The sequence below is a fragment of the Streptomyces hesseae genome (genome assembly GCF_031845785.1).
Lineage (GTDB): Bacteria > Actinomycetota > Actinomycetes > Streptomycetales > Streptomycetaceae > Streptomyces > Streptomyces hesseae.
This window is the reverse complement of sequence record NZ_JAVRFI010000002.1, coordinates 58,642-81,750: the sequence shown is the minus strand read 5'-3', so window position 1 is coordinate 81,750 and position 23,109 is coordinate 58,642. Positions and strand designations below refer to the sequence as shown.

At 70.9% G+C, this 23,109-nt stretch carries 27 protein-coding genes; 16 read left to right on the top strand and 11 right to left on the bottom strand.

The features are described 5' to 3' along the window. Positions 1-135: 135 nt before the first annotated feature. Entirely contained in the window at positions 136-1,056 is a 921-nt protein-coding gene (locus RM609_RS03270) for an RNA polymerase sigma-70 factor (RefSeq protein WP_438828373.1), read from the top strand. Positions 1,057-1,084: 28 nt separating this feature from the next. On the opposite strand, the gene RM609_RS03265 is transcribed toward RM609_RS03270, so the two are convergent. The 4 genes from RM609_RS03265 to RM609_RS03250 all read right to left on the bottom strand — a co-directional run bounded on the left by RM609_RS03265 (position 1,085) and on the right by RM609_RS03250 (position 4,712). Beyond that, positions 1,085-2,026 carry an NAD-dependent epimerase/dehydratase family protein gene (locus RM609_RS03265; protein ID WP_311607745.1) on the bottom strand — a complete coding sequence of 314 codons (942 nt, stop codon included), beginning with the start codon at positions 2,024-2,026 and terminating at the stop codon, positions 1,085-1,087. Positions 2,027-2,035: 9 nt separating this feature from the next. Next, positions 2,036-2,536, bottom strand: coding sequence for a GNAT family N-acetyltransferase (locus RM609_RS03260; RefSeq protein WP_311607744.1), 501 nt, complete (start codon positions 2,534-2,536; stop codon positions 2,036-2,038). Positions 2,537-2,839: 303 nt separating this feature from the next. Then, positions 2,840-3,724, bottom strand: a complete 885-nt coding sequence (locus tag RM609_RS03255; protein WP_311608485.1) for an aminoglycoside phosphotransferase family protein — start codon at positions 3,722-3,724, stop codon at positions 2,840-2,842. Between the two features lie 145 nt (positions 3,725-3,869). Beyond that, a complete protein-coding gene (locus tag RM609_RS03250) occupies positions 3,870-4,712 on the bottom strand; it encodes an alpha/beta fold hydrolase (RefSeq protein WP_311607743.1) in 843 nt (280 codons plus the stop codon). Here RM609_RS03250 and RM609_RS03245 point away from each other — a divergent pair. Together RM609_RS03245 and RM609_RS03240 are read left to right on the top strand one after the other, a co-directional pair. After that, positions 4,711-4,992, top strand: coding sequence for a hypothetical protein (locus tag RM609_RS03245; protein ID WP_311607741.1), 282 nt, complete (start codon positions 4,711-4,713; stop codon positions 4,990-4,992). The genes RM609_RS03250 and RM609_RS03245 overlap by 2 nt on opposite strands. A 149-nt stretch (positions 4,993-5,141) precedes the next feature. Then, complete coding sequence (locus tag RM609_RS03240) at positions 5,142-5,618, top strand: SRPBCC family protein (RefSeq protein WP_311607739.1); 477 nt, start codon at positions 5,142-5,144, stop codon at positions 5,616-5,618. A 135-nt stretch (positions 5,619-5,753) separates the two neighbouring features. On the opposite strand, the gene RM609_RS03235 is transcribed toward RM609_RS03240, so the two are convergent. From RM609_RS03235 to RM609_RS03225, 3 genes are all read right to left on the bottom strand, one after another. Then, complete coding sequence (locus tag RM609_RS03235) at positions 5,754-6,320, bottom strand: hypothetical protein (protein WP_311607738.1); 567 nt, start codon at positions 6,318-6,320, stop codon at positions 5,754-5,756. Beyond that, positions 6,317-6,688, bottom strand: a complete 372-nt coding sequence (locus RM609_RS03230; RefSeq protein WP_311607736.1) for a PadR family transcriptional regulator — start codon at positions 6,686-6,688, stop codon at positions 6,317-6,319. The genes RM609_RS03235 and RM609_RS03230 overlap by 4 nt, the downstream gene beginning before the upstream one ends. 92 nt (positions 6,689-6,780) lie before the next feature. Further along, complete coding sequence (locus tag RM609_RS03225; protein ID WP_311607735.1) at positions 6,781-8,223, bottom strand: aminotransferase-like domain-containing protein; 1,443 nt, start codon at positions 8,221-8,223, stop codon at positions 6,781-6,783. Positions 8,224-8,296: 73 nt separating this feature from the next. On the opposite strand from RM609_RS03225, the gene RM609_RS03220 reads away from it, so the two are divergent. Together RM609_RS03220 and RM609_RS03215 are read left to right on the top strand one after the other, a co-directional pair. After that, positions 8,297-9,118 (top strand): DMT family transporter, encoded by an 822-nt coding sequence (locus tag RM609_RS03220; RefSeq protein WP_438828385.1) that lies wholly within the window; start codon positions 8,297-8,299, stop codon positions 9,116-9,118. Between the two features lie 371 nt (positions 9,119-9,489). After that, positions 9,490-9,846, top strand: a complete 357-nt coding sequence (locus RM609_RS03215) for a DUF805 domain-containing protein (RefSeq protein ID WP_311607733.1) — start codon at positions 9,490-9,492, stop codon at positions 9,844-9,846. A 98-nt stretch (positions 9,847-9,944) separates the two neighbouring features. Here RM609_RS03215 and RM609_RS03210 read toward each other — a convergent pair whose 3' ends face one another. After that, the gene (locus tag RM609_RS03210) at positions 9,945-10,484 is read right to left on the bottom strand and encodes a hypothetical protein (protein WP_311607732.1); all 540 of its coding nucleotides are present in this window, start codon (positions 10,482-10,484) and stop codon (positions 9,945-9,947) included. 82 nt (positions 10,485-10,566) lie between these two features. Further along, on the bottom strand, positions 10,567-11,457 hold the full coding sequence (locus RM609_RS03205; RefSeq protein WP_311607730.1) for a helix-turn-helix domain-containing protein: 891 nt from the start codon (positions 11,455-11,457) through the stop codon (positions 10,567-10,569). A gap of 113 nt (positions 11,458-11,570) precedes the next feature. On the opposite strand from RM609_RS03205, the gene RM609_RS03200 reads away from it, so the two are divergent. Continuing rightward, on the top strand, positions 11,571-12,392 hold the full coding sequence (locus RM609_RS03200; protein WP_311607729.1) for an NAD(P)H-dependent oxidoreductase: 822 nt from the start codon (positions 11,571-11,573) through the stop codon (positions 12,390-12,392). A gap of 96 nt (positions 12,393-12,488) precedes the next feature. Here the strand turns inward: RM609_RS03200 and RM609_RS03195 are convergent, their stop codons facing one another. Both RM609_RS03195 and RM609_RS03190 read right to left on the bottom strand, forming a co-directional pair. Then, complete coding sequence (locus RM609_RS03195; RefSeq protein ID WP_311607728.1) at positions 12,489-12,806, bottom strand: hypothetical protein; 318 nt, start codon at positions 12,804-12,806, stop codon at positions 12,489-12,491. A 183-nt stretch (positions 12,807-12,989) separates the two neighbouring features. Beyond that, positions 12,990-13,541 carry a GNAT family N-acetyltransferase gene (locus RM609_RS03190; RefSeq protein WP_311607726.1) on the bottom strand — a complete coding sequence of 184 codons (552 nt, stop codon included), beginning with the start codon at positions 13,539-13,541 and terminating at the stop codon, positions 12,990-12,992. Between RM609_RS03190 and RM609_RS03185 the strand changes: the two genes are divergently transcribed. The 10 genes from RM609_RS03185 to RM609_RS03140 all read left to right on the top strand — a co-directional run bounded on the left by RM609_RS03185 (position 13,540) and on the right by RM609_RS03140 (position 23,027). After that, on the top strand, positions 13,540-13,707 hold the full coding sequence (locus RM609_RS03185; protein ID WP_311607725.1) for a hypothetical protein: 168 nt from the start codon (positions 13,540-13,542) through the stop codon (positions 13,705-13,707). The two genes, RM609_RS03190 and RM609_RS03185, sit on opposite strands and share 2 nt — an antisense overlap. 7 nt (positions 13,708-13,714) lie before the next feature. Continuing rightward, a complete protein-coding gene (locus RM609_RS03180; RefSeq protein WP_311607724.1) occupies positions 13,715-14,476 on the top strand; it encodes a class I SAM-dependent methyltransferase in 762 nt (253 codons plus the stop codon). 506 nt (positions 14,477-14,982) lie between these two features. After that, entirely contained in the window at positions 14,983-16,563 is a 1,581-nt protein-coding gene (locus tag RM609_RS03175) for a TROVE domain-containing protein (RefSeq protein ID WP_311607723.1), read from the top strand. Between the two features lie 62 nt (positions 16,564-16,625). Next, positions 16,626-17,120, top strand: a complete 495-nt coding sequence (locus RM609_RS03170) for a GNAT family N-acetyltransferase (RefSeq protein WP_311608484.1) — start codon at positions 16,626-16,628, stop codon at positions 17,118-17,120. A 279-nt stretch (positions 17,121-17,399) separates the two neighbouring features. Continuing rightward, entirely contained in the window at positions 17,400-18,647 is a 1,248-nt protein-coding gene (locus tag RM609_RS03165; protein WP_311608483.1) for a phosphatase PAP2 family protein, read from the top strand. Between the two features lie 158 nt (positions 18,648-18,805). Further along, entirely contained in the window at positions 18,806-19,378 is a 573-nt protein-coding gene (locus tag RM609_RS03160; protein ID WP_311607721.1) for a TetR/AcrR family transcriptional regulator, read from the top strand. 137 nt (positions 19,379-19,515) lie between these two features. Further along, positions 19,516-20,703, top strand: coding sequence for a GDSL-type esterase/lipase family protein (locus RM609_RS03155; RefSeq protein WP_311607719.1), 1,188 nt, complete (start codon positions 19,516-19,518; stop codon positions 20,701-20,703). Between the two features lie 145 nt (positions 20,704-20,848). Then, positions 20,849-21,190 carry a DUF6247 family protein gene (locus tag RM609_RS03150; RefSeq protein WP_311607718.1) on the top strand — a complete coding sequence of 114 codons (342 nt, stop codon included), beginning with the start codon at positions 20,849-20,851 and terminating at the stop codon, positions 21,188-21,190. Further along, positions 21,187-21,447 carry a hypothetical protein gene (locus RM609_RS03145; RefSeq protein ID WP_311607717.1) on the top strand — a complete coding sequence of 87 codons (261 nt, stop codon included), beginning with the start codon at positions 21,187-21,189 and terminating at the stop codon, positions 21,445-21,447. Before RM609_RS03150 ends, RM609_RS03145 begins: the two co-directional genes overlap by 4 nt. A 263-nt stretch (positions 21,448-21,710) precedes the next feature. Further along, positions 21,711-23,027 (top strand): alkaline phosphatase, encoded by a 1,317-nt coding sequence (locus RM609_RS03140; RefSeq protein WP_438828384.1) that lies wholly within the window; start codon positions 21,711-21,713, stop codon positions 23,025-23,027. Positions 23,028-23,109 lie beyond the last annotated feature (82 nt).

The window sequence follows — 23,109 nt, the reverse complement described above, 5'->3', positions numbered from 1 at the left end:
GGCGTCCGCCCAGGCAAAACGACGACATGTCGTTCACCCACCCTGTGGCGCATGTCACCGGCGTCGGCACTACGGATCCGGGCCGTGCGATGCCTAGATGATGGGTCAGGTACGTGTGGGAGGGCGGCGATCGGCATGCGGGGTGGAGCGTTGAACGAGGGGCGGGATTTCGCGGAGTGCCGGCCGCTGTTGTTCACGATCGCCTACGAGATCCTCGGCAGCGCGGCCGACGCCGAGGACGTCGTGCAGGACAGTTATCTCCGGTGGCACGGTGTGGACCAGGAGCATGTCGAGCACCCGCGCGCGTACCTGGTGCGTACGGTCACCCGGCAGGCGCTGAACCATCTGCGCACGGCACGGCGCCGACGGGAGGACTACGTGGGGCCCTGGCTCCCCGAACCGGTCCGCACCGAACCCGACGTGAGCGAGGACGCCGTGCTCGCGGAGTCCGTGTCCATGGCGATGCTGCTGGTGCTGGAGACCCTGAGCCCGGACGAGCGCGCGGTGTTCGTACTCCGCGAGGTGTTCGGCTACTCACACCGTGAGGTCGCCGACATGGTCGGCAAGACCGAGGCCACGGCACGTCAGATCGCCCACCGCGCACGCGAGCACGTGCGGTCGAGGCGCAAGCGCTTCCACCACGACGCCCGCGCGGCGCGGGAGGTCGTCGGCCGCTTCCTGAGCGCGGCCGGCACGGGCGACGTCGCGGCCCTGATGAGCCTGATGGCGCCGGGCGTCGTCCACGTCTCAGACGGCGGGGGCCGGGTCAGCGCCGCCCGCCGTCCGGTGATGGGACGCGAGAAAGTCGCACGGTTCGTCGCCGGGGTCGCCAGGACGAGCGCGGCCGGGGCCCGGGCCGAGTTCGCGAGCTGCAACGCCCTGCCCGCGTTGCTGCTCAGCCTGGACGATCGGCTCGACCACGTGCTGATCTTCGAGATCGAGGACGGACTGATCCATGGGATGTACGCCGTGCGCAACCCCGACAAGCTGGGAGCGGCCGGCGTCCCGCGCCTGCTGGACCGGGGGAGGGGCGACGAGGCGGCTTGGAAACCGTGAGGGAAGCCGTCCCCGCCCGCCCCGGACGTCACCGGGCGGTGGCCGGTCGCTCACGCCACCAGTCCACCGTCGCCTTCACCTGTTCGGCGACAGGCGTGGCACGCACGGCGAACGCGGCTTCGTAAGCGCTCGAGTCGACGACGAACGGTCGGTCGAACTGGTAGCGGATCTCCTTGAGCTCGCGGATCAGCGGCGAGAACACCGACGCGAGACCCAGCACCGCCGGTGACAGCCCACGCACCGCGACCGGCCCCGTGCCCGCCTGATCGGCAAGGAGGCCGACCATGTCCCGGACGGACAGCGCGGGCTCCGTCGGAACGTGCCACGCCCGCCCCCAGGCCCGTTCCTCACCGGCGACCTCGACCAGGGCCGCGGCCACGTCGGGGAGATAGCTCCAGCTGTGCGGGGCGTCCGGATTCCCGAGCGTGGAGACCGCCTTGCCGCGCAACAGCCGTGGCATGACCCGCGCGGCCAGATGCCCGCCATCGGTCACACCGGGCCCGAAGAAATCCGAGGCCCGCACCTCGACCGCCTTGATACGACCCTGCTCGTGCAGTTTCCGCGCCTGCCCCCAGACGTCGGCACGCACCCGTCCCTTGGGCCCGGTGGCCGCGAGCGGCAGTTTCTCGGTCATGGGGCCGTCCACGGGCCCGTAGCCGTAGAGGTTGCCCAGCATGACCAGGACGGCCCCGGTCTCCTCGGCCGCCGCCCGGAGCGACGAGGCCAGCGGCGGCCACTCACTCGCCCAACGGTGGTAGGGCGGCGCGGCACAGCTGTAGATCGCGGCCGCGCCCCGCACGGCCGCGCTCAACCGCCCGCTGTCCGCCGCGTCCAACGCGACGTGCTCGATGCCGGGCTCCGGGCTCCGGCCCGACCTGGTGACGACCCGCACCGAATGGCCCTGCTCGGCAAGCAACCGCGCGGTGGCGGCCCCGGCGGGCCCGAATCCTATGACGACATGAACGCTCACCTGCGCACATTAGCGTGAGTGAGTGCCACGTCCTTGTGACGGACCGTCCCGGCCCACCTCGTACTGGAGCAGACGGGGCGATACCTCGAAGCCGTGCCGGGAGTACGCCGGAACCGCCCGGTCGCTGGAGTGCACCGTCACCCGCTCCAGGCCCAGCTCACGTGCCCACGCCAGGACCGCCTCGATCAGCTCCCCACCCAGGCCGCGGTCGCGCTCGCCCGGCATCACGTACACACACTGCACGTCCCCCGACACCCGCGTGAACGCGCCCGGATGCGGCACGCGCCCGGTGATCGCCAGCCACGCCATGCCGATGACCACGTCGCCACGTACCACCACCACGCACCGGTGAGTGGACTCGTTCTCCCGCGCCCATGCCACGAACCGGGGCACGAACTCGTCGAGCGCGGCGTCGGGAGTTCCATACGACTCCCGCACCCAATGCCAGCGCAGCGCGGCGACTGCGGGTAACTCCTCGGTCCGGCAGGGGCGGATGGTGACGTCATTCATGGCCTCATCGTGGCGCAAAGCATCCGCGTGCCGAGAACCGGGCCGGGGCGACCACGCACCAGGCCGGACAAGGTCCGCTCCGCAACCGCAAGAAGCCCGGCTGCCGAGGCGGCCGTCCGCCCAAGTTCGGCAAGGAGGACCACAAGAAGCGCCACGCCGTCGAGTGCGGGATCAACGGACTGAAGCGCCACCGGGGCCGTGGCCACGCGATACGACAAGCCCGCGATCCGCTTCCAGGCCACTGTGCTGGCCGCAGCGGTCGACGAGTGGCTGTGACCAGCACACTCCCAACACGCTCGGGCCTCAGCCCTCTTGCAGCACCGCCCGGATCACATGCCGGGCATTGTGCGCCATCACCGGGTTCGTCCTCCGGTAGTACGGCAACGCGATCAGTGCCTGCGAGAGTGTCCGTCCCCGGCCGCGGATCCAGGTCGCGTTGTCCACGCCCAGCGCCTCGCGGAACACTTCCCTCGCCTCTGCCGGCAGCAGATTCCACGCCGGGAACAGATCGCAGGCCGGATCGCCCGCCCCCAGGCACCCGAAGTCGATTACCGAGGTCAGCCTGCCACCGTTCACCAGCAGATTGCCCGGCATGAGATCGGCGTGCAGCCACACCGGCGGCCCGTCCCACCCGGGGGCCCGCAGCGCCTCCTCCCACACGGCAGTGGCGGCATCGCAGTCGATACCCTCCTGTGGGATCCCCCGCAGCTCCTCGATCGCCGCCCGGGTCTCCGCGTCGAGCGAGGCGACCGGCCCCCCGCGGTGGGCCTGCGGCGCACCCGGCAAGGTGATGCTCCGCATCGCCACCACGAACCCGGCCAGATCCCCGGCCAGCAGCACCGGCTCGCTCAGGGCGCCTGCCTCGGGATTCTCCCCCGTCAGCCACCGGTACACCGACCACGGCCACGGGTACCCCTCCGCAGGCTCCCCCTCCCCGAGTGCCTCAGGGATGGCCGTAGGCAGGTGAGGCGCGAGCAGGGGCAGCCACGTCCGCTCCATCGACACGTCGTTCGCCCCGCCCTGCACGAGCGGCAGCCGTACGACCATGTCATCGCCCAGCCGGTACATGGCGTTGACCGTCCCACCGGACGGAAACCGCTCGACTGCCAGCCCCGCCCACTGCGGGAACTGCCCGGCGATCAGCCGCTGTACAAGGTCGGCGTCGATGGAGCGCATGCCGGGATGCATCTGCCTTGCGTTCATGGCACGTCATCCGACCGCCCGACACCGGCGAGCGTCAATGGCTTTTCCGGCGGTGGCACTTTCGCAACATGCCCTCGTGCCGTGACCGGGAACGTTCACCGGGTTGGGCGGGCGCAGCCGGATGAGCGCTTCAGCCGGCGCGGTACTCCCGGTCGCTTCTTACGTGTTTTACGTGGAGAACTTGTTCCGCCATGTCCCGGATGGCGTTGGCCAGTGCGCCGGGAGCGGTGAGGTGGGCGACGTGTCCTTGGCCGGTGAGCGTGGCGATCCGAGCGTTCGGCAGGGTTGCGGCCAGGTCGGACAGGCGCTCGCGCAAGTGGGCGGGGCTGAGGTCTCCTTCGATCAGGGTCGTGGGCGTTTCGAGGTTCGCGAAGCGATCGATACCGACGCCGAGCGCGTCGATCGCCTCGCTGTCCGCGATCTGCGCCGTCGCGTAGGCGGAGCACGCCGCTCGCATCGCCTGGTCGGCGAACATCGCGTCGACGGTGCTTGCGGGCATGCGGACGATGTCGCGCATGTGGATCCGCATCGCCTCGACGGGATCGCCCGCGTCCAGCGCGGCACGGGCACGTACTCCCGCGGCCCCGGCGATCGGCTCCCGGGTGGGCATGGGGGGTTCGTAGAGGAACAGCCCGGCGAACGCCGACGGGGCGAGCAACGCGGCTTCCAGCGCGGCGACGGCGCCCGAGGAATGCCCCACGAGAAGTACCGGGCCGTCGAGGAGTTCCGCGACGCGGATGATGTCGGCTGCCTCGACGGCCATCGAGTGGGGTAGTGCGATGTCCGCTCCGGGAGCGTAGATCCGTCGGTTGATCCTGACGACGCGGAAGTCGCCGGTCAGGTGGCGGGTGACGCCGTCCCAGGCTGTCGCGTTTCCGCCACCCGGGTGGACCACCAGCAGGTTGGGCCCGGACCCGTCGTCGAGAGCGGTGAGGGGACGGACGTCATCAGATGATGCGAGAAGCTCGGTCATGCGCACCATCTTGTACGTGGCGGCCGACATCACACCGACAGGCTGCCTACATCCTGTGCCGCTGGACAACGCCACCGCCGGTATGAAGAACCTGGTCGCGTCCCGGCACACGGACAAGGGCGGCAAGGTGAAGACGCTCACCATCGAGTCGGGCGCCGACGCCACCGACGCCGACGCCACCGACGACTCGTCCGACGCCATCATGCGCGTGGGCACGGTCATGGCCTACGTGGTGGGCCCTGACGGTACGAAGCCGGGCGACCTGCAGAGGTTCGCCTAGTGTTGTGACCGCATAGGTTCGCCGGGTCGGTGGTCGCGGCGGTTGCCGTTGCCGGTCACGGCCTGGTCGTGGTGGTGTGTCGCAGGATGTGTACCCCCCTTCCGCGTCTGCGGGAGGCCCGGGGCGAGATGACAAGGAGCGTGCACACCGTGGACCAGGAGAACGTGAGCGCCACCCTGACGGTCGCCGTGTCCGCCGCGAGGGTGTTCGCGGTGCTGGCGGACCCGACGGCCCACGCCGCGATCGATGGCACCGGCTGGGTTCAGGAAGCTGTCGACCGGGCGCCGCTGACCGAGGTGGGGCAGATTTTCCGGATGGACATGTATCACGCCAACCATCCCAACGGTGACTACCGGGTGGCCAACAAGGTCTCGGTGCTCGACCCGCCGCGCGCCATCGGCTGGCTGACGGGCCAGGAGAAGGACGACGGCCACCTGGAGTTCGGCGGCTGGTTCTGGCGTTACGACCTCGCGCCGCTCGGTCCGTCCGAGACCGAGGTCACGCTCACCTACGACTGGTCGGCGGTGCCGCAGTCCATCCGGGAGTACATCCAGTTCCCGCCGTTCGGCCCCGAGCATCTCACCAACTCGCTGCACCACCTGGCCGAGCTCGTCTCCGGTGGGTGATGTCGTCGACCAGGATGACCACCAGTAGTCGGTGGCAGCCGACCAGGGTGCGGGCAAAGGTCGGCGGAAGGGTGCCGGACCTCGACGCAGCCGTATATGTCGGTACTCACGGCGCGCAGCGTAGACGTAGAGCCCTCATCGCCGCCGGGCGAGCGAGGCCACGGTGGACAGGGCACCGGGGAGCAGGAGCAGCCCTGTGGCCCAGAGCGGGACGTGGAGGAGCACGGGCCGCCCGCCGACCAGGAAGAGCCCCAGCAGCATGCCGGAGAAGCCGGTGCAGAGCGCGATCCACCGCCACAACGGCCAGTGGAAGAGCGCCCGCCAGTACGGGGTGAAGGTCATGACGGCGGCGAAGAGGGCCACCGCCACGACCGAGGCGGGTACGACCTCCGTCAGCGTCGTCCAGCCGACCAGGTGCCCTCCCGCCAGCAGCGCGGCCGCGCCCGCGTACGTGTGCCCGGCCAGGCGGCGAGGCAGGCCGCCACGGGCGGGTGCTCGCCGGGCCGCCGCCCAGGCGGTGGCGAAGGCGGTGATGTCCTCGCCCACGACGGTTTCGGGGATCTTGCCGGCGCGGGCGGTGTCGTCCAAGTGGTCCCGTAGCTCGGCGATCATGTCGTCGAGGTCCCGTTCCGGCAAGTCCTGGAACATCCACTCCGTGCGGCAGTGGTCGAGTATCCGGTCCGTGGTCATGCCAGTGGTCATGTGCTTCCCTCCGTGGGGCCGGCGGACAGGGTCCGGTCGACCGCTCGTGTGAACGACTGCCAGACCGCCCGGCCCGAGGCCAGCTCGGCGATCCCGGCATCGGTCAGCCGGTAGTACTTACGGGGCGCGCCGCCCGCAGCCGACGGCGCGCGGAAACTGTCGGCCAGCCCGGCCTTCTCCATGCGGGCGAGCAGCGGGTAGATGCTCCCCTCGCTCACCAGCTCCATCCCCCGCTCTTCCAGCGCCTCGACGATCTCGAAGCCGTAGCGCGGGCGTTCGGCGATGAGGGTCATCAGGCACAGGTCGAGCACCCCGCGCAGGAGCTGACTGCGGCGCTGGTCGCCTTCCGGCAGCCGACTGATTGTCATGCGGTGCATGATAGTCAGTATCTTGCGGTGCAAGGCAATCGTGCTGGAGCGGTCCCCAACGGCCCCGACCCCGTCTCCCCCGGCTCGCGGAGTCAGGGGAAGGCCCGGCGGAGCCGGTGGACGCCTTCCTTCAGCTGGGCGGTGCCAGGGGTGTTGACGTAGCTCAGCCGCAGGTGGGGAGCGGGTGGCTCGGCGGTGAAGTAGGGGCCGCCGGCGGTGACCGCCACGCCGTGGCGCAGCGCGCTCGCGGTGATGGCGGACTCGTCGGTCCCGTCGGGCAGTCGAAGCCACAGGTGGTATCCACCGTGTGGTGTCCGGCGCGGTACGAGAGCGGGCAGCGCGCTGCTCAGCGCGGTGAGCAGGGTGGTCCGGCGGTCCCGTAGGGCATTCGCGAGCGCCCGCAGGTGGGCGGCCCAGGCGGGGGAGCCGACCAGTTCGAGGGCGGTCTCCTGCAAGGGGCGTGCGACGAAGAAGCTGTCGACGACCTGGACCGCGCGCAGCCGCTCCAGTACCGGGCCGCGAGCGGAAAGGGCCCCGATCCGCAGGCTGGGAGAGGTCGCCTTGGTGAGCGAGCGCACGTGGACGACGACGCCGTCCGGATCGTCGGCGGCCAGGGGGAGTGGCAGGGGCGGGGAGTCCGCGTGTGCCAGGCGGCGGGCGAAGTCGTCCTCGATGACGAAGGCGCCCGCCGCCCGGGCGATGTCGAGTACGGCCGCGCGCCGCCGTGGTGCCAGGACGGTGCCGGTGGGGTTCTGGAAGAGCGGCTGGCAGACGAACACCCGGGCCCGGGTGGCCTCGAACGCCTCGGCCAGCAGATCGGTGCGCACACCGTCGGCGTCGACCGGCACCGGGACGGGCCGCAATCCGGCGGCGCGGGCGACGGAGAGCATGCCGGGATAGGTGGGGGACTCGACGAGGACGGGGGAGCCGGGTGCGGCCAGGGCTCGTAGGGCCGTGGTGAGCGCGCTCTGGCCGCCGGCGGTGACCAGGACGTCCGAGGCGTCGAGCGAGCCACCCGGACCGCCGATGTCACGCGCGAACCAGTCCCGTAGCTCGGCCAGGCCCTCCACCGGAGGGCGGGACCAGGTGCCGGGCCTGCGGCCGGCGCGGGCCAGGGCGGCGGCCAGGGCCCGCTCCGGCTGGAGCTCCGTGTGGAGGTAGCCGCCGTTGAGGTCGATGACCTCGGGCGGTGGGGTGGTGAGGGCGGCCAGGACACTCGTGGCACCCGGGCCGTGGCCGCCCGGGGCGACGGCGGTGTGCGGGGGATCGGCGCTCAGGGCCACCTCCTGCCAGGAGACGTCGCCGACGGATCCCGTGGCACGACGGGCGGTGGCCTTGAACACACCGGCGCCGGGCCGGGAGACGACGAGTCCCTCGGCGGCGAGGGTGGCGATCGCCCGGGAGACCGTCACCGGACTGACCTGATACCGCGTCACCAGCGCTCTACTGGAGGGAAGTTTCTCCCCTTCCGAGTAGCGGCTCAGCTCATTCCTTAAAACACCGGCCAGTTGAGCGACACTGCTACCGTTATTCATGACAGCACAAGATAGCGCTACCCGACCTTCGGCGATAGCGGTCCGCAGCGGTACTCTCCTGGCCACCCTCGGCGTGGTGCTCTTCTCCTTCAGCTTTCCGGCCACCGTGTGGGCCCTTGACGGTTTCGGCCCGTGGTCGGCGACCGGTGTGCGGGGGCTGCTGGCGGGCCTGCTCGCCGCGGTCTGCTTGTTCACGGCCAGGGTGCCGGTGCCCGCGCGGGAGCACTGGCCGGGCCTGCTCACGGTGGCCGGCGGCTGTGTCATCGGCTTCCCGCTGCTGACCACGCTCGCCCTGCGGACGTCCACCACCGCGCACTCGGCCGTCGTCATCGGCGTACTGCCGGTGGCCACCGCCACCATCTCGGCCGCGCTGACCGGCCGGCGCCCCTCACGCGCGTTCTGGACGGCGGCCGGCCTCGGCGCCCTCGCCGTGGTCGCCTTCACCCTCCAGCAGAGCCACGGCCTGCCGACCCTGGGCGACGCCTACCTCTTCGGCGCTCTGCTGGTGTGCGCCGCCGGATACGCCCAGGGCGGCCGGCTCGCCTCCCACATGCCCGGGTGGCAGGTCATCGCGTGGGGCCTCGTCGCCGCCCTTCCGGTATCCACCCTGGTCGCCGGTCTGTCCCTGTCCTGGGAACCGGTGCACCCGACCGCCAAGGCGGCCGTCGGCATGGCCTACCTCGCCGCGGTATCCCAGTTCGGCGGGTTCGTCGTGTGGTACCGAGGTATGGCCGCCGTCGGGGTGCCCAGGGCGAGCCAGCTCCAACTCGCCCAGCCCCTCATCACGCTCGTGTGGTCGGTCCTCCTCATGGGAGAGCAACTCTCTCCCCTCGCCCCCGTCACCGCTGTGATCGTCCTCGGTTGCATCGCGGCCACCCAGCGCGCCCGAAGCTGACTCCACCGCGTTCGAGGCCAGTCGGTCTGAGTGGCCGTCAGGCCCAGCGGATGTCCGGTGATCGGGCCCGCCCCTGCCCGGTCCGAAACACTCCGGCTGAGCGGGAAAGCACGGCTTCGTCGTTGCCCTTGCCCCTGTACCGCGATTTCACTGTCCCTTTGCCATCGTGTTCTCCCGCGCTCTCAGGCCGAGCCTCTTCGGCTTCGGCCCCATGAGGCCGGACTTTCGGCCCCAGGTCGGCATTTGGCGCCTGAGTGCACGCAGCCTCCGTCCGATTTCCACCAGTCGTTCACATGATGTAGGTTTTACCTCGCCTTTACTTATGGGGCGGGCCCTTCGGGGTCCTTTGTTTTGGGAGAACTGGAGAACCAGTGAACTGGTATGTGGACGTACTCAAGAAATACGCCGTGTTCAACGGGCGTGCGCGGCGCCAGGAATACTGGATGTTCACCCTGGTGAGCAGCGTCATCAGCATCGTGCTGACCATCCTCGACAACGTGCTCGGAACGGGCTCGATCCTGGGAACCCTGTACATCGTGGCCGTGTTGCTCCCCAGCCTCGCCGTCACCGTCCGGCGGCTCCACGACACCGATCGTTCGGGGTGGTGGGTGCTGATCGGTCTCGTGCCGCTCGCGGGCCTGATCGTCCTGCTGGTGTTCACCTGCCTCGACTCCACGCCGCGCCACAACGCCCACGGCCCCAGCCCCAAGCACGTTCCGGCGTACTGAGCCTCCGGGGCCCGGCAAGCCCCCATGGGCGTACCGCCTGCTCCCGCTTCCCGGGAGCAGGCGCACGTCGTTCAGCGGGGAGAACGAGCCCGGCCCGGTCAGTGACCGGCGGCCTTGACGAGGGCGACGACGGTGCCGATCGCCGCGTCCGCCACCCCGGCCAGCAGTGCGACAGCCATGTTGGCTCCCATGCGGAGTCCCCCGTACCAGCCCCACGCGAACAGCACCCACACGCTCACCCCCGCCGCGGTGAGGAGCGCCGTCCGCAGCTCCATCGCCCCCAGGGCGGACAGCGCGATGAGGATCAGCGGTCCGACAGCCGACAGCAGCAGCGGGCTGGACACGAACAACGTTTCCCGGACTTGCCGCCCGCCGCCTCCGCGCCCGTGCACGACCCGGTGCGCTTGCCCGTCCGCGACGACGGAGGCCAGCCACAGCCCCACCGCCGTGACCCCGACCGTCACGGCGGCTCCCCTCGGCCCGGCATGCCCGGAATTGGCCAGCCCGACCACCACCGCGATCATGGTGATCGTCGCGTAGATACGTTCCTTCAGCCTGGACGCGACCAGGACGGCGCGATCCGGAGCCTGACCGGGCCACGCGGATTCCGGGTCGGATTCCGGTGCCGAGTCGTCCATGGCGCCCACCGTAGGACGGGGCGCCGACGCCGGAGGTCCGCCGTTCCGGGACGTCCCCCGCCCAGCCCAGCGTTGGCGCGGCTCACCCGCCACTCGGCGCGAGGACCTCGTCCGCGGCCGCCGGCGAGGCCAGCCGGGCCAGAACCGCGGCCTCCTGGCTTCCTTCCTCCGCGCTGAACACATGCATCTCCAGGCCCGACTCGCCGGGCGCGGCCGGAACGTGCAGCGTCTCGTAGTCCAGGGTGAGCAGACCCGCCGCCGGATGCCGTAGCCGCTTGCGCCCCCGTGCGCACATGACGACCTCGCCGGTGGACCAGATCCGCCGGAACTCGGCGCTGAGGGAGGACAACTCGGTGATGAGCGCGGTCAGTTCCACGTCGTCGGGGTAGCGCCCGGCGCTGACCCGCAGCTGTCCAACCGCCTCCACCGCCCTGTCCTCCCACTCGGGGAAGAGGGACCGGGAGGCGGGGTCGAGGAAGAGGTACCGGGCCTCGTTGGGGGCGCGGCGACCCGGTTCCGCCAGCCCGCCCATGAGGACGGAGCCCAGGTCGTTCCAGGCCACCACGTCGAGGCGATGGTTCGTCACGAACACCGGAAGGCTTCCGGCGGCCTCCAGGAGCCGTCGCAGCAGGGGGCTCACACGGACTTTCGGCGCGGGGCCGTGCCCGGAGCCGGAACCGGCCAGCGTGGCGAGGTGCTTGCGTTCCGCCACGTCGAGTCCGAGTGCCCTGGCAAGCGCGTCGAGCACCTCGGGGGAGGGCTGGGTGGCGCGGCCCTGTTCGAGACGTACGTAGTAGTCCACGCTGATCCCGGCGAGCTGGGCCAGCTCCTCGCGCCGCAGTCCGCGCACCCGGCGGCGGCCACCCCCGGTGAGCCCGACGTGCTCGGGTGCGACCCGCCCGCGGCGTGCGCGCAGGAAGCCGCCGAGAGCGCGTTGGGTGTCGCCTATTCCGTCAATTCCTTCGCGGTGCATGCATCAAGTATGGGAGGCGGCGGCATGGGTGGTCCTCGCGATACCAGGATCGGCGTTCCGCAGGCTGAAGGGGGTACTGGTTGGTGAGCGGTGCCCGGGAGAACGTTGGCGTCATGTACGAAGCAACGCCTCAGAAGCAGCAACAGCAACGGCAACGGCAACAGCCGAAGAAGATCCTCGTCGTCAGCGCCCACCCGGAGCCTCAGTCGCTCAATGCCACCCTGACGACCGTCGCGGTCGAGCACCTGCGCGCGGCGGGGCACGAAGTGCGGGTGTCGGACCTGTACGCGATGAAGTGGAAGGCCGGCCTGGACGCCGACGACTACCTCGACCACGCCCCGGACCGGCGGCTGAAGGTACTGACGGCCGCCGGACAGGCCACACTGGCGGGGCGGCTCTCGCCGGACATCGCGGCGGAGCAGGAGAAGCTGCTGTGGTCGGACGCCGTGATCCTTCAGTTCCCGATGTGGTGGTTCTCGGTCCCGGCGATCCTCAAGGGCTGGATGGACCGGGTGTTCACCAACGAGTTCTGCGACGGCTCCACCGTGCCGCCGCCCTACAGCGAGGGCGCCCTGGGCGGCCGCCGGGCCCTTGTGTCGGTGACGCTCGGCGCCCGGGAGTCGTCGTTCTCCGACCGCGGCATTCACGGCCCGCTCTCGGACGTCCTCTTCCCCCTCCAGCACGGCCTGTTCTGGTTCACCGGCATGTCACCGCTCGAGCCGTTCGCGGTGTACGGGTGCAACGAACTGCCGGAGGAGCGCTACGAGGAGGCGAAGCAGGCGTACATACGACGGCTCGACGGTCTCTTCACGGACGAGCCGGTGCCGTTCCGCACGCTCACGGGCGGCGACTACGGCCGCGACCTGCGACTCCTGCCCGGGGTGGAGGAACCGGGGAGCGGCGGTCTCCAGCTCCATGTACGTCCGGCGGGCTGAGCGACCACGGCACGAGGGCGCGCACACGCGCGGCCTCGGCCGCCCCCGTGCTCTCCAGGCAACCGCCCGGAGAGCACGGGGCGAACCCGCTCGCCGTCAGTGGGTGTAAAGCCACCAGTAGTAGCGATATTTTTCCTCGTTATATACCTTCTTGCACTGGTATTCGTGCCACTTGCCGTGGTCCACGCCGTCCTTGCCGGCCGTGCGGCAGGACTGCTCGTCGGAGTAGTACGGGCTGTGCTTGTCCCAGTGCTCCTTCTCCGGGTCGACCTGCTGCTGGCTCGTGGCGCTGCCGGTCGCGCTCGGGGACTCATCCGACGGGGCCGCGACGGCCGCCCCCGCCGTACCGGCCAGCAACAGCACCGCGGTGGCGGCTGCCACCGCCGGTGCGAGGCGGAAGGTCCTCGACTTCATGGGGTTACCTCTTTCCTTGGCATCTGCCCTGATGGTGGGCCCGGAACGCGACCCACCGGAACGGGCGTGCGGGGGCGGGATCCCGAAGGCGACCCGCGCGGGCGGGCTCGAACCTCACGCGGCGTGGGGAAAGGGGCGGGGTTGTCACGCGACGGCTTCCGCCCGGGTCCGGAGGCCGTCCGCTCACTCCGGCGAGCGCACCGGCGGCAACTCAGGAGAGTGAAGGGGCGCGGTGGTGCGATGGCGGGTCAGCACCTGGGTGACAGTGCCGTCGTCCTCTTCGATGTCCCGGACGTGCGTGAAACCGATCCTGCCCAGCAGGGCCAGCGAGGCCCCGTTCTGCTCGGCCACGGTGGCGTGCACCTCGGCCAGCCCGAGAGTGCCGAAACCGTAGGCGACGAGCCTCTCCGCCAGCTCGGTCCCCAGACCGCCTCCCCACGCCGTGGGGGTGAGGGCATAGATGATCTCGTGGCCGTCTACGACGCCGGTCGGTTTGATCTCGGCATGCCCGATCAGGACCCCGTCCCGGCGCACGGCCCAGACGTCGAACAGCTCCCGGGCGTAGACCTTGGTGAAGATCCGCCCGAACAGCGCCCGGTCGTCCGCCTCGGAAGCCGGGCCGTCGCCCATCCACTGGGACACCCTCGTGTCCTGGAACAGGGCGACGAAGCCCTCTTCGTCTTCCGGTACGTAGGGCTCCAGGAGCAGACGCGCGGTGCGCAGAGTCGGGGTCATGGACGGCGACGGTACGCATACGGGTTCGAGCCGGGCAATCCACTTTCCCGGCCCCGGGACGACGCCCCCGGACAGCACGGCGGCCGTGACGACGCCGACGACGCCGGCCCCCGGCCAGGGCGTGCCGGACAATCAGGTCGCCGGTTTCCAGGACAAACTGGAATGATCCAGGCATGGGACGGACATTCGAAGAGCTGGTGGCGGAGGCGGAAACGGTCCCGGTGGCGGGCTGGGACTTCTCCTGGCTGGACGGCCGGGCCACCGAGCAGCGCCCGTCGTGGAGATACCAGCGAATGATGGGCGAGCGCATGGCGCATGCCGCGGCGGCGCTGGACATCCAGACCGGCGGGGGAGAGGTGCTCGCCGGGGTGCCGAAGCTACCGCCGCTGGTGGTGGCCACGGAGTCCTGGCCGCCGAACGTGGCCAAGGCCACCCGGCTGCTCCACCCCCTCGGCGCGGCCGTCGTCCATGACGAGGACGAACCGCCGCTGCCGTTCGCCGACGAGGCCTTCGACCTGGTGGTCAGCCGGCACCCGGTGACGGTGTGGTGGGAGGAGATCGCCCGGGTGCTCCGGCCCGGGGGCACGTACTTCTCCCAGCAGGTCGGTCCCGCGAGCGTCTTCGAGCTGGTCGAGTACTTCCTGGGCCCGCAGCCGGAGGAGGTGCGCCGCAAGCGGCACCCCGACGACGCCCGCCGCGCTGCGGAGGCCGCCGGGCTGGAGGTCGCCGACGTCCGCGCGGAATCCCTGCGCACCGAGTTCCTCGACGTCGGCGCGGTCGTCTACTTCCTCCGCAAGGTGATCTGGATGGTCCCGGACTTCACCGTCGACCGGTACCGGGACCGCCTGCGCGAGCTGCACGACCGCATCGAGAGCGAGGGCCCCTTCGTGGCGCACACCGCGCGGTTCCTCATCGAGGCCCGTAAGCCCTACTGACGCCCGGAGCGGGCAGCCGCCGGTTCCGGGCAGCCACCGGGACCGTAAAACCCTTGGCGGCCCGGGCGCCCGTACCCCTACAGTGATCGATGTCCAGGTGCGAAGGCAGGACCTACTTCGACTCATAATCGGGCGGTCGCGGGTTCGAGTCCCGTCGCCGGCACACAGGCCGGCGTAGCTCAGTTGGCAGAGCACCTTGTCGGTTCCGCCGCCTCGACCTCTGGACACCAGACTTTCACGCACTCCCGGTGCGCGGGCCACGGCTACTTCGTTGTGATCGAATCCCATGCCGCGGCCACTTTGAACTCGGGAGGCGCGGCACCGGGGCGTCCGGTGCGCAGGTGACGGTTACTTCCGGGAACAGCGGGCCGCGGGTTCGAATCCCGTCCCAGCTTCGGGCTGGTGTAGCTCAGTCAGGAAGAGCAGCTGTTTTGTACCGTCGCCGACCCTTACGATCTCGGACGCCCTCCCGCCGCGCTTCCCCGGAAGAATTCGGGGGAATTCACATGGCACGTTTCAACACCCGCGCGCCCAACCCGGCCCGCCCGACCTCGCCCGTGACCACGACCGGGCGCACCCGCACCCACCTCGGCGGCAAGGGCTACGCGCGCGACGACCGCTCCGAGCTGTTCCTGCTGGCGGTCGCCAACTTCGTCTCCCAGCAGACCCACCACGAGAAGAGCACCGATCGCGACGACCGGTTCGCCGCGCTCGTACGCAAGCTCGCCGTCGAGGACGCCGCATGGACCGCCGGCCTCCTGGGCTGGCTGCGTGGCGACGGCCAGATGCGCACCGCGTCCCTCGTCGGCGCCGCCGAGTACGTCAAGGCCCGGCTCGACGCCGGCGCCACGGACGGCCCCACGAACCGTCAGGTCATCGACTCCGTGCTGCGCCGCGCCGACGAACCCGGCGAGATGCTGGCCTACTGGACCTCCACGTACGGGCGGAACGTGCCCAAGCCCGTCAAGCGCGGCATCGGCGACGCCGTGCGACGCCTCTACACCAGCCGTAACCTCCTGAAGTACGACACCGCCTCCAAGGGCTACCGCTTCGGCGACGTCCTCAATCTCGTCCACCCCACGCCCGACCCGGACAAGCCCTGGCAGGGCGAGCTGTTCCGGTACGCGCTCGACCGCCGCCACAATCCGGACGACGCCCGGCTGCCCGCCTCCGACCGCACCCTCACCGCGCACCAGGCGCTGATGGCCGTGCCCGTCGCGGAACGCCGTGCCCTGATCACCGGCCCCGGCGGCGCCGAGCGGCTCGCCGACGCGGGTATGACCTGGGAGGCCCTGGCGGGCTGGCTCCAGGGACAGATGGACGCGGCGGCGTGGGAGGCCGTCATACCCTCCATGGGCACCATGGCCCTCGTCCGCAACCTGCGGAACTTCGACGAGGCCGGTGTCTCCGACGACGTCGCCCAGCGGGTGGCCGCCCGGATCGCCGACCCGCGGGAGGTCGCCCGGTCGCGGCAGTTCCCCTTCCGGTACCTGGCCGCGTACCAGCACGCTCCCTCGCTGCGCTGGGCCTACCCGCTGGAACAGGCCCTCGGCCACTCGCTGACGAATGTGCCGGCGCTCCCGGGCCGGACCCTGATCCTGGTCGACCGCTCCGGCTCCATGTGGTCGCCGCTGTCCGACCGGTCGCAGCTCAACCGCGCTGACGCCGCGGCCATCTTCGGCACGGCGGTGGCGATGCGCGCCGCGCACGCCGACCTCGTCGAGTTCGGCACGACGAGCGCGCCCGTGACCTACAGGAGGGGCGAGTCGGTCCTCAAGGTGCTGGAACGCTTCGGCAGCCTGGGCGGTACCGACACCACGGAAGCCGTGCGCCGGCACTACCGCGGCCAGGACCGGGTCCTGATCGTCACCGACGAGCAGGCCTCGTACCACTACGCGGGCGACCCGACCGAGCAGGTCCCGGCCCACGTCCCGGTCTACACCTGGAACCTCGCCGGCTACCGGCCCGGCCACGGCCCGTCCGGATCCGCCGACCGGCACACCTTCGGCGGCCTCACCGACGCCGCCTTCCGCATAGTGCCGCTGCTGGAGGACAGCCGCGCCGCTCGCTGGCCCTGGGAGCGGTGAGCGGCGCCCTTCTCGACGGCGACTGTTGTCGTGACGTGATGGGACCAGACAGTCTGTCGCGTGTGATGGAGATCAGGGTGTTGTGTCCGGACGACTGGCTGTTGTGGCGCGAGTTGCGGCTCGCCGCGCTCGCGGAGTCGCCGGGCGCGTTCGGTTCGCGGTTGGCCGACTGGCAGGGGGACGGTGACCGGGAGGAGCGCTGGCGTGCGCGGCTGGACCTTCCGGGCTCGATCAACCTCGTCGCCGTACTCGACGGGCACCCCGTCGGCATGGTCAGCGGCGTCCCCGGCCCGCACGCCGGAACGGCCGAGTTGATCTCCCTGTGGGTCGCCGCCGCAGTGCGGGGCCGCGGCGTGGGGGACCGCCTGATGGGGGCGGTGGAGCAGTGGGCGATCGGCCGGGGCGCGGAACGCCTTCGGCTCGCCGTCATGCCCGGCAACGAGCACGCGCTCGCGCTCTACCGCCGTCACGGCCTGCGCGACACCGGCCCGCACGGCGCCTCGCTGCCCGACGGCCGCAGGGAACGTGTCATGGTCAAGCACCTGCCCACGGGCTGAGCCGCCGGCCGGACGTCGGACGCGGGGTCAACCGGCCTTCGTACCACGCCAACCGCGACCGGCGAAGCCCGCCCCCCGACCGCTCCGATAGCATGTTCGATCACAAGATGATCGCCCCCAACGCCCCGTTTCACCGGAAAACATGTCATCCAGCGCGATGAGCAATCTATTTACCCAATATCTAACAAATCGGCCGGACAATTGATATCTATAATAAAACGCAGAATCGCGTCCGCCGCGTGGCGTCAACCACGAGTAATACTGTGGGCCGTGGCGGGTGTGGTGGCCCTTGGATTCCTTGTCGCGCTGGAGATCGCCGCGCGTCATTACGGCATGCCGGGGCCGATCACCAATCAGGCGAAAGAAGTGATACTCGCCCCCAAATCGGGGCCGCTGTTGTACGCCAGCATGGCGTTGATGATGGTGGTGCTCACCTGGCGGGAACGGCTGATCGCGGCCGGTGTCGCCGTCGGCATCGACATCGTCTTCTTTCTGGTGCGGTGGGCGCTCGACGTCAAGATGATGTTCGGCAACGGCGCGTTGTGGGTGATGCTGGGCTACGCGGTCATCGCTGTCACGCGCCGCACCGGCCGGGAGCGGATCCTGCTGCTGAAGGGCGTCGGGCTGGGCCTGCTGCTGGTCGCCGGCCGCAAGACCGGCGATGCCTGGCTGCTCATCACGTCGAAGACCCGCCCGACGGTGCTCGACCAGTACGTGGCGACCGCGGACCACGCGCTGGGCGACCCCTCGTGGCTGGCGGGCCGGATCGTCAGGGCCGCAGGCCCGATCGGCGACCATATTCTCGACTACGTCTACATCCAGCTCGCGGTGGCCGCGGTCGTCGTCACGCTGTACCAGCTGCGCAACGTGGCGGCCGAGCGACGCTTCCCGAGCCACCACCTGGTGCGTACCTTCCTGGTGATCGGCCTCCTCGGCCCGGGCATCTACATGATCTTCCCGGTGGTCGGACCGATCTTCGCCTACGGCGCCGACGGTGGGCACTGGGCGGTGGCCGACCTGTGGCCGGACGCGCTGCCGACCAATGCGCCGCACCATATGCCGTTCAACGAGATCACCCCGCGAAACTGCATGCCCAGCCTCCATACGGCGTGGGCCACCGCGATATTCATTCACTCCCGTAAGGGACCGCGAATTCTGCGATTCTTCGGCGCGTTCTGGCTGATCGCCACGCTCGGCGCGACGCTGGGCTTCGGCTACCACTACGGCACGGACATCGTCGCCGGTGTGGTGTTCACGCTCACGATCGAGGCGGCTCTGCGCTCGCTCGAACGAGGCTGGGACCGGTCGGGAATCCAGCTGGCCGCCTACGGCGCGGCGGTCTTCGCCGCGCTCCTGGTGTCGTACCGCTATCTGCCGGTGGAGATGGCCGGACATCCGTGGGTGTTCGGACCGCTGATCATTCTGGCGATGGTCTCGGTGATCTACGGCTACATACGGACCACCAGACTGTGGGAGCCGAAGGCCGCGCCGGCGCGACAGCCGGAACCGCAGCCCGAGCTGGTCTGAAGCCTGTCGCACCGGATGGTGGGCGTTGACGGTCGCTGACGCGGCCCGACGCCCACCATCACGCGTATATGCCCCCGTATTCCCCCATACACCTCACCCCGTTTGCCTAAAGGCTTTAGGTAGCTGCATAATCGATTCAGTCGAACGGGAGGATGGCTATGGCACGCGCGGGACTGACCACGGAACGCCTGGTACAGGCGGGAGCGGAACTGGCCGACGAGGTCGGCTTCGACGAGGTGACCGTCTCGGCGCTCGCCAGGCGGTTCGACGTCAAGGTCGCGAGCCTCTACTCGCACCTGAAGAACTCCCAGGACCTCAAGACCGGGATCGCCCTGCTCGCCCTGGAGGAACTCGCCGACCGGGCCGCCGACGCCCTGGCCGGACGGGCCGGCAAGGACGCGCTGATCGCGTTCGCCAATGTCTACCGCGACTACGCCCGGGAGCACCCCGGCCGCTACACCGCGGCCCGGCTCAGGCTGGACCCCGAGACGGCGGCCGCGAGCGCCGGTGTCCGCCACGCACGAATGATGCGGGCGATCCTGCGCGGCTACGACCTGACCGAGCCGGACCAGACACACGCGGTACGGCTGCTGGGCAGCGTCTTCCACGGCTACGTCAGCCTGGAGGCGAGCGGCGGATTCAGCCACAGCGCCCCCGACTCGCAGGAGTCCTGGTCGTGGACCCTCGACGCTCTCGACGCCCTGCTGCGCTCGCGGCCCACCTCCTCCTGACCGCGCCGCCGGCCACGACCCCGTCCGTGACCACGCCGACCACGGCCCCGTACGCGCCGGAGGCCATCGCATGGTGGGCGCGGCACCGGCATGGCCTCCCTGGGCAACCCGAAAACGCCGACCGACAGGCTGAGAGCATGCACACCGCCGAGCACGACTGGATCACCACGCCCATCACCGCGGACCTCCTCCGCGGCGCCCTCGACCTGGAACACACCACCCATGGCGTGCTGCCGCACCGGCTGCCCGCCCGGGCCCGCGCCCAGTGCGCCGACGGGCAGCTCGCCATGGCGGAGTCCCAGCCCTCCGGCGTACGCCTGACCTTCCGGACCCGGGCCACCGCCGTCGAACTCGACACGCTGCCCACCAAGCGCGTGTACGTGGGCGTTCCGCCCCGCCCTGACGGTGTGTACGACCTGCTCGTCGACGGCCGCCTGGCCGGCCGGGCCCATGTGACCGGCGGGAACACCCTGACCATCGACATGGCCACCGGGACCGCCGAGCACCGGCCCGGCCCGGCCGGCACCGTCCGTTTCACCGGTCTGCCCGACGGCGTCAAGAACGTCGAGATCTGGCTGCCGCACTACGAGACCACCGAACTCGTCGCCCTGCGCACCGACGCCCCCGTCGAGCCCGCACCGGACCAGGGCCGCAGGGTGTGGCTGCATCACGGCAGTTCGATCAGCCACGGCTCCGACGCCGCGAGCCCCAGCACCACCTGGCCCGCGCTCGCCGCTTCCCTCGGTGGTGCGGAACTGATCAACCTGGGCCTGGGCGGCAGCGCCCTGCTCGATCCGTTCACCGCCCGCGCCCTGCGCGACACCCCCGCGGACCTGATCAGCCTCAAGCTCGGCATCAACCTGGTCAACGTCGACCTGATGCGTCTGCGCGCCTTCACCCCCGCCGTCCACGGCTTCCTCGACACCATCCGCGAGGGCCACCCCACCACGCCGCTGCTGGTCGTCTCGCCCATCCTGTGCCCCATCCACGAGGACACGCCCGGCCCCTGCGCCCCGGACCTCGCCGCCCTGAGCCGCGGGCAACTCCTCTTCCGGGCCACGGGCGACCCGGCGGAGCGCGCGAGCGGGAAACTGACCCTCACCGTCATCCGCGACGAACTGGCCCGCATCGTGCGGCAGCGGGCGGCCGAGGACCCGAATCTCCATTACCTCGACGGCCGTGACCTCTACGGCGAGGCCGACTCCGCCGAGTCGCCCCTGCCCGACCGGCTCCACCCGGACGCCGCCACCCACCGCCTCATCGGCGAACGCTTCGCCGGTCTGGCCTTCACCACCGACGGCCCTTTCGAGGACCACACCGGCTGACACCGGGCGCGGGAGAGGGAGAGGGGCAGGGGAGGGAAGGGCCGGGCGGGGGAGGAGGGGAGGAATGGCCGAAGTGAACCGCTCTCGGACTCCCCGTCGTATCCCCGGAGGCTACTGTGGCGTTGAGACTCGCATGGAGGACCCCATGAGCGCCCGGCCCGGCGACGCGCCCGCCCCACCGCCTCTCCCGCCGCTTCTTTCACCGCCTCCTCCATCGTCCGTCCCCGCCCCGGCCGCGGCCGCACGACTGCTCGCGAGCATCCGTGCCGACCGACGTGCCGAGCGATGGGTACCGGCCTTCGAACGGGACTGGGCGAAGGCCCTGGAGGACGCCCGCTACAGCTACAGCCTCACGCCGGTCCACGACGTCGTGCGCGCATGGCAGGCGCGCCTGGCCGTCACCCCGGCCGTCGACGCGTTCCTCGCCGCCGGCATGGACGACTCCGACGGCGTCGCGTCCGAGGACGCGCTCGGGACCCGCCCGTGAGCGAAGCGGCCTGGCCGGCGCGGCTGTCGCCGAAGGCCCTGGGCGTGCTGGACGCCCTTCCGGAGCACGTACGCGAGACCCTCCGCGACGTGCTCGACATCGCCTCCCGCGACCCCTGGTCCTTCCCGGCCTTCGACCGCCGGGACCCCGAGGGCGAGGACGTCCGCTCCGCCGCGATCGGGCACCTCACCGTCGTCTACTGGATCAACCGCTCGGCCGCGCGACTGCACGTCATCGACATCGTCTGGCTCGGCTGACGCGCTTCTCCGGGGCCTCCTCGCGGCCCGTCACACCAGTTGACTGACATCGCCATCACCACCACCGTGCAATCTGGTGACAATTGATCCGTGGTACCGGCGTACGCGGACGGTACGCGGCCCCAGCCACCCACGGTCCCGTGAACTCGGAGGTCAGCACATTGAACGCAGCCACCCCCTTACGGCTCTTCCACACCTCCCACAGCACCTCAGCCCCCCGCCGCGCCCGCCGTGGACGCGTCGCGTGGGGCGCCGCGGCACTCATCGTCGTAGGCGCCGCCCTGCCCACGGCGGCCGCGCCGGCGGGCGGGGGGAGCGCCGACCTCGGCCCCCGCGAGGCCAGGAACGTCATCCTGCTCATCGGCGACGGCATGGGTGACCAGGAAGTGACCCTGGCCCGCGACTACACCGTCGGCGCCGGCGGCCGCCTCGCCCTCGACCGCTTCCCCGTGACCGGCAAGTACACGACGTACTCCGTCGACAGCAAGGGCCGTCCCGACTACGTCACCGACTCGGCGGCGAGCGCCAGCGGCTGGTCCACGGGCCGCAAGACCGTCAACGGCCGCGTCTCGAAGACACCGGACACCGACGTCGCCGTGCCCACCGTCCTCGAACTCGCCCGCCGCAAGGGCCTGGCCACCGGATCGGTCACCACCGACGAGCTCACCGGCGCCACCCCCGCCGCGATGGCCTCCCACGTCACCGGACGCGACTGCCAGGGCCCGGCCGACATGGCCGGCTGCCCGCGCGACACCATCGGCCGCGGCGGGCCCGGCTCGATCGCCGAACAGTCCGTACGGCTGCGCCCGGACGTGCTCCTCGGCGGCGGCCGGCAGCGCTTCGACCAGAAGATCACCGAAGGCCCGTACCGGGGGCTGACCGTGACGGGGCAGGCGGAGAAGGAGGGCTACCGCGTCGTCACCGACGCCCGCGGGCTGCGGGACGCCGGGCCGGACCGCCCGCTGCTCGGCCTGTTCTCGCCGGACTCGCTCCCGGTGGAGTGGAGCGGCAGGCCCGCGGCCGCCGGCGGCACCCCGCCGCAGCGCTGTGTCACCAACCCCGCCCGCCCGGCCGGTACTCCGACCCTGGCGGATCTGGCCACCAAGGCGATCGGGCTGCTGGAGGCAAAGGCGAAGGCCCAGGCGAAGGCCGGGGCCGGGCCGGACAAGGGCTTCTTCCTCCAGGTCGAGGGCGCCTCCATCGACAAGCAGGCCCACGAGGCCGACCCCTGCGGGCAGATCGGGGAGACCGCCGCGTTCGACCGGGCCGTCAAGGTGGCCCAGGACTACGCCGCCCGCCACCCGGACACGCTGGTGATCGCCACCGCCGACCACGGCCACAGCACCCAGATCCTCCCCCTCGACACCAACCCGCCCGGGCTGTCGGCGACCCTCGTCACCGACGAGGGCAGCAAGGTCAAGGTCGGCTACTCCACCACCGACACCCCCGCGGACGGCCAGGAGCACACCGGCACCCAGGTGGGCATCTCGGCCCGGGGCCCGTACGCGGACCGCGTCCAGGGAGTCACCGACCAGACCGAGCTGTTCACCACCGTCACCACCGCGCTCGGACTGCGCTGAGCGAGCCGAGCGACCCGACGGCGGCGGCAAGAGAATTCCCGTTGTCCGACGCAGTAGTCGGTACGGCAGGCGAATAACGTGC

Coding starts and splice junctions, on each gene's coding strand:
- RM609_RS03270 (WP_438828373.1), top strand. CDS start 136: ATGCGGGGTGGAGCGTTGAACGAGGGGCGGGATTTCGCGGAGTGCCGG.
- RM609_RS03155 (WP_311607719.1), top strand. CDS start 19,516: ATGCACACCGCCGAGCACGACTGGATCACCACGCCCATCACCGCGGAC.
- RM609_RS03195 (WP_311607728.1), bottom strand. CDS start 12,806: ATGAAGTCGAGGACCTTCCGCCTCGCACCGGCGGTGGCAGCCGCCACC.
- RM609_RS03190 (WP_311607726.1), bottom strand. CDS start 13,541: ATGACCCCGACTCTGCGCACCGCGCGTCTGCTCCTGGAGCCCTACGTA.
- RM609_RS03245 (WP_311607741.1), top strand. CDS start 4,711: ATGCGCACCATCTTGTACGTGGCGGCCGACATCACACCGACAGGCTGC.
- RM609_RS03185 (WP_311607725.1), top strand. CDS start 13,540: ATGGACGGCGACGGTACGCATACGGGTTCGAGCCGGGCAATCCACTTT.
- RM609_RS03150 (WP_311607718.1), top strand. CDS start 20,849: ATGAGCGCCCGGCCCGGCGACGCGCCCGCCCCACCGCCTCTCCCGCCG.
- RM609_RS03180 (WP_311607724.1), top strand. CDS start 13,715: ATGGGACGGACATTCGAAGAGCTGGTGGCGGAGGCGGAAACGGTCCCG.
- RM609_RS03250 (WP_311607743.1), bottom strand. CDS start 4,712: ATGACCGAGCTTCTCGCATCATCTGATGACGTCCGTCCCCTCACCGCT.
- RM609_RS03230 (WP_311607736.1), bottom strand. CDS start 6,688: ATGACAATCAGTCGGCTGCCGGAAGGCGACCAGCGCCGCAGTCAGCTC.
- RM609_RS03255 (WP_311608485.1), bottom strand. CDS start 3,724: ATGCATCCCGGCATGCGCTCCATCGACGCCGACCTTGTACAGCGGCTG.
- RM609_RS03225 (WP_311607735.1), bottom strand. CDS start 8,223: ATGAATAACGGTAGCAGTGTCGCTCAACTGGCCGGTGTTTTAAGGAAT.
- RM609_RS03205 (WP_311607730.1), bottom strand. CDS start 11,457: ATGCACCGCGAAGGAATTGACGGAATAGGCGACACCCAACGCGCTCTC.
- RM609_RS03260 (WP_311607744.1), bottom strand. CDS start 2,536: ATGAATGACGTCACCATCCGCCCCTGCCGGACCGAGGAGTTACCCGCA.
- RM609_RS03235 (WP_311607738.1), bottom strand. CDS start 6,320: ATGACCACTGGCATGACCACGGACCGGATACTCGACCACTGCCGCACG.
- RM609_RS03160 (WP_311607721.1), top strand. CDS start 18,806: ATGGCACGCGCGGGACTGACCACGGAACGCCTGGTACAGGCGGGAGCG.
- RM609_RS03210 (WP_311607732.1), bottom strand. CDS start 10,484: ATGGACGACTCGGCACCGGAATCCGACCCGGAATCCGCGTGGCCCGGT.
- RM609_RS03200 (WP_311607729.1), top strand. CDS start 11,571: ATGTACGAAGCAACGCCTCAGAAGCAGCAACAGCAACGGCAACGGCAA.
- RM609_RS03175 (WP_311607723.1), top strand. CDS start 14,983: ATGGCACGTTTCAACACCCGCGCGCCCAACCCGGCCCGCCCGACCTCG.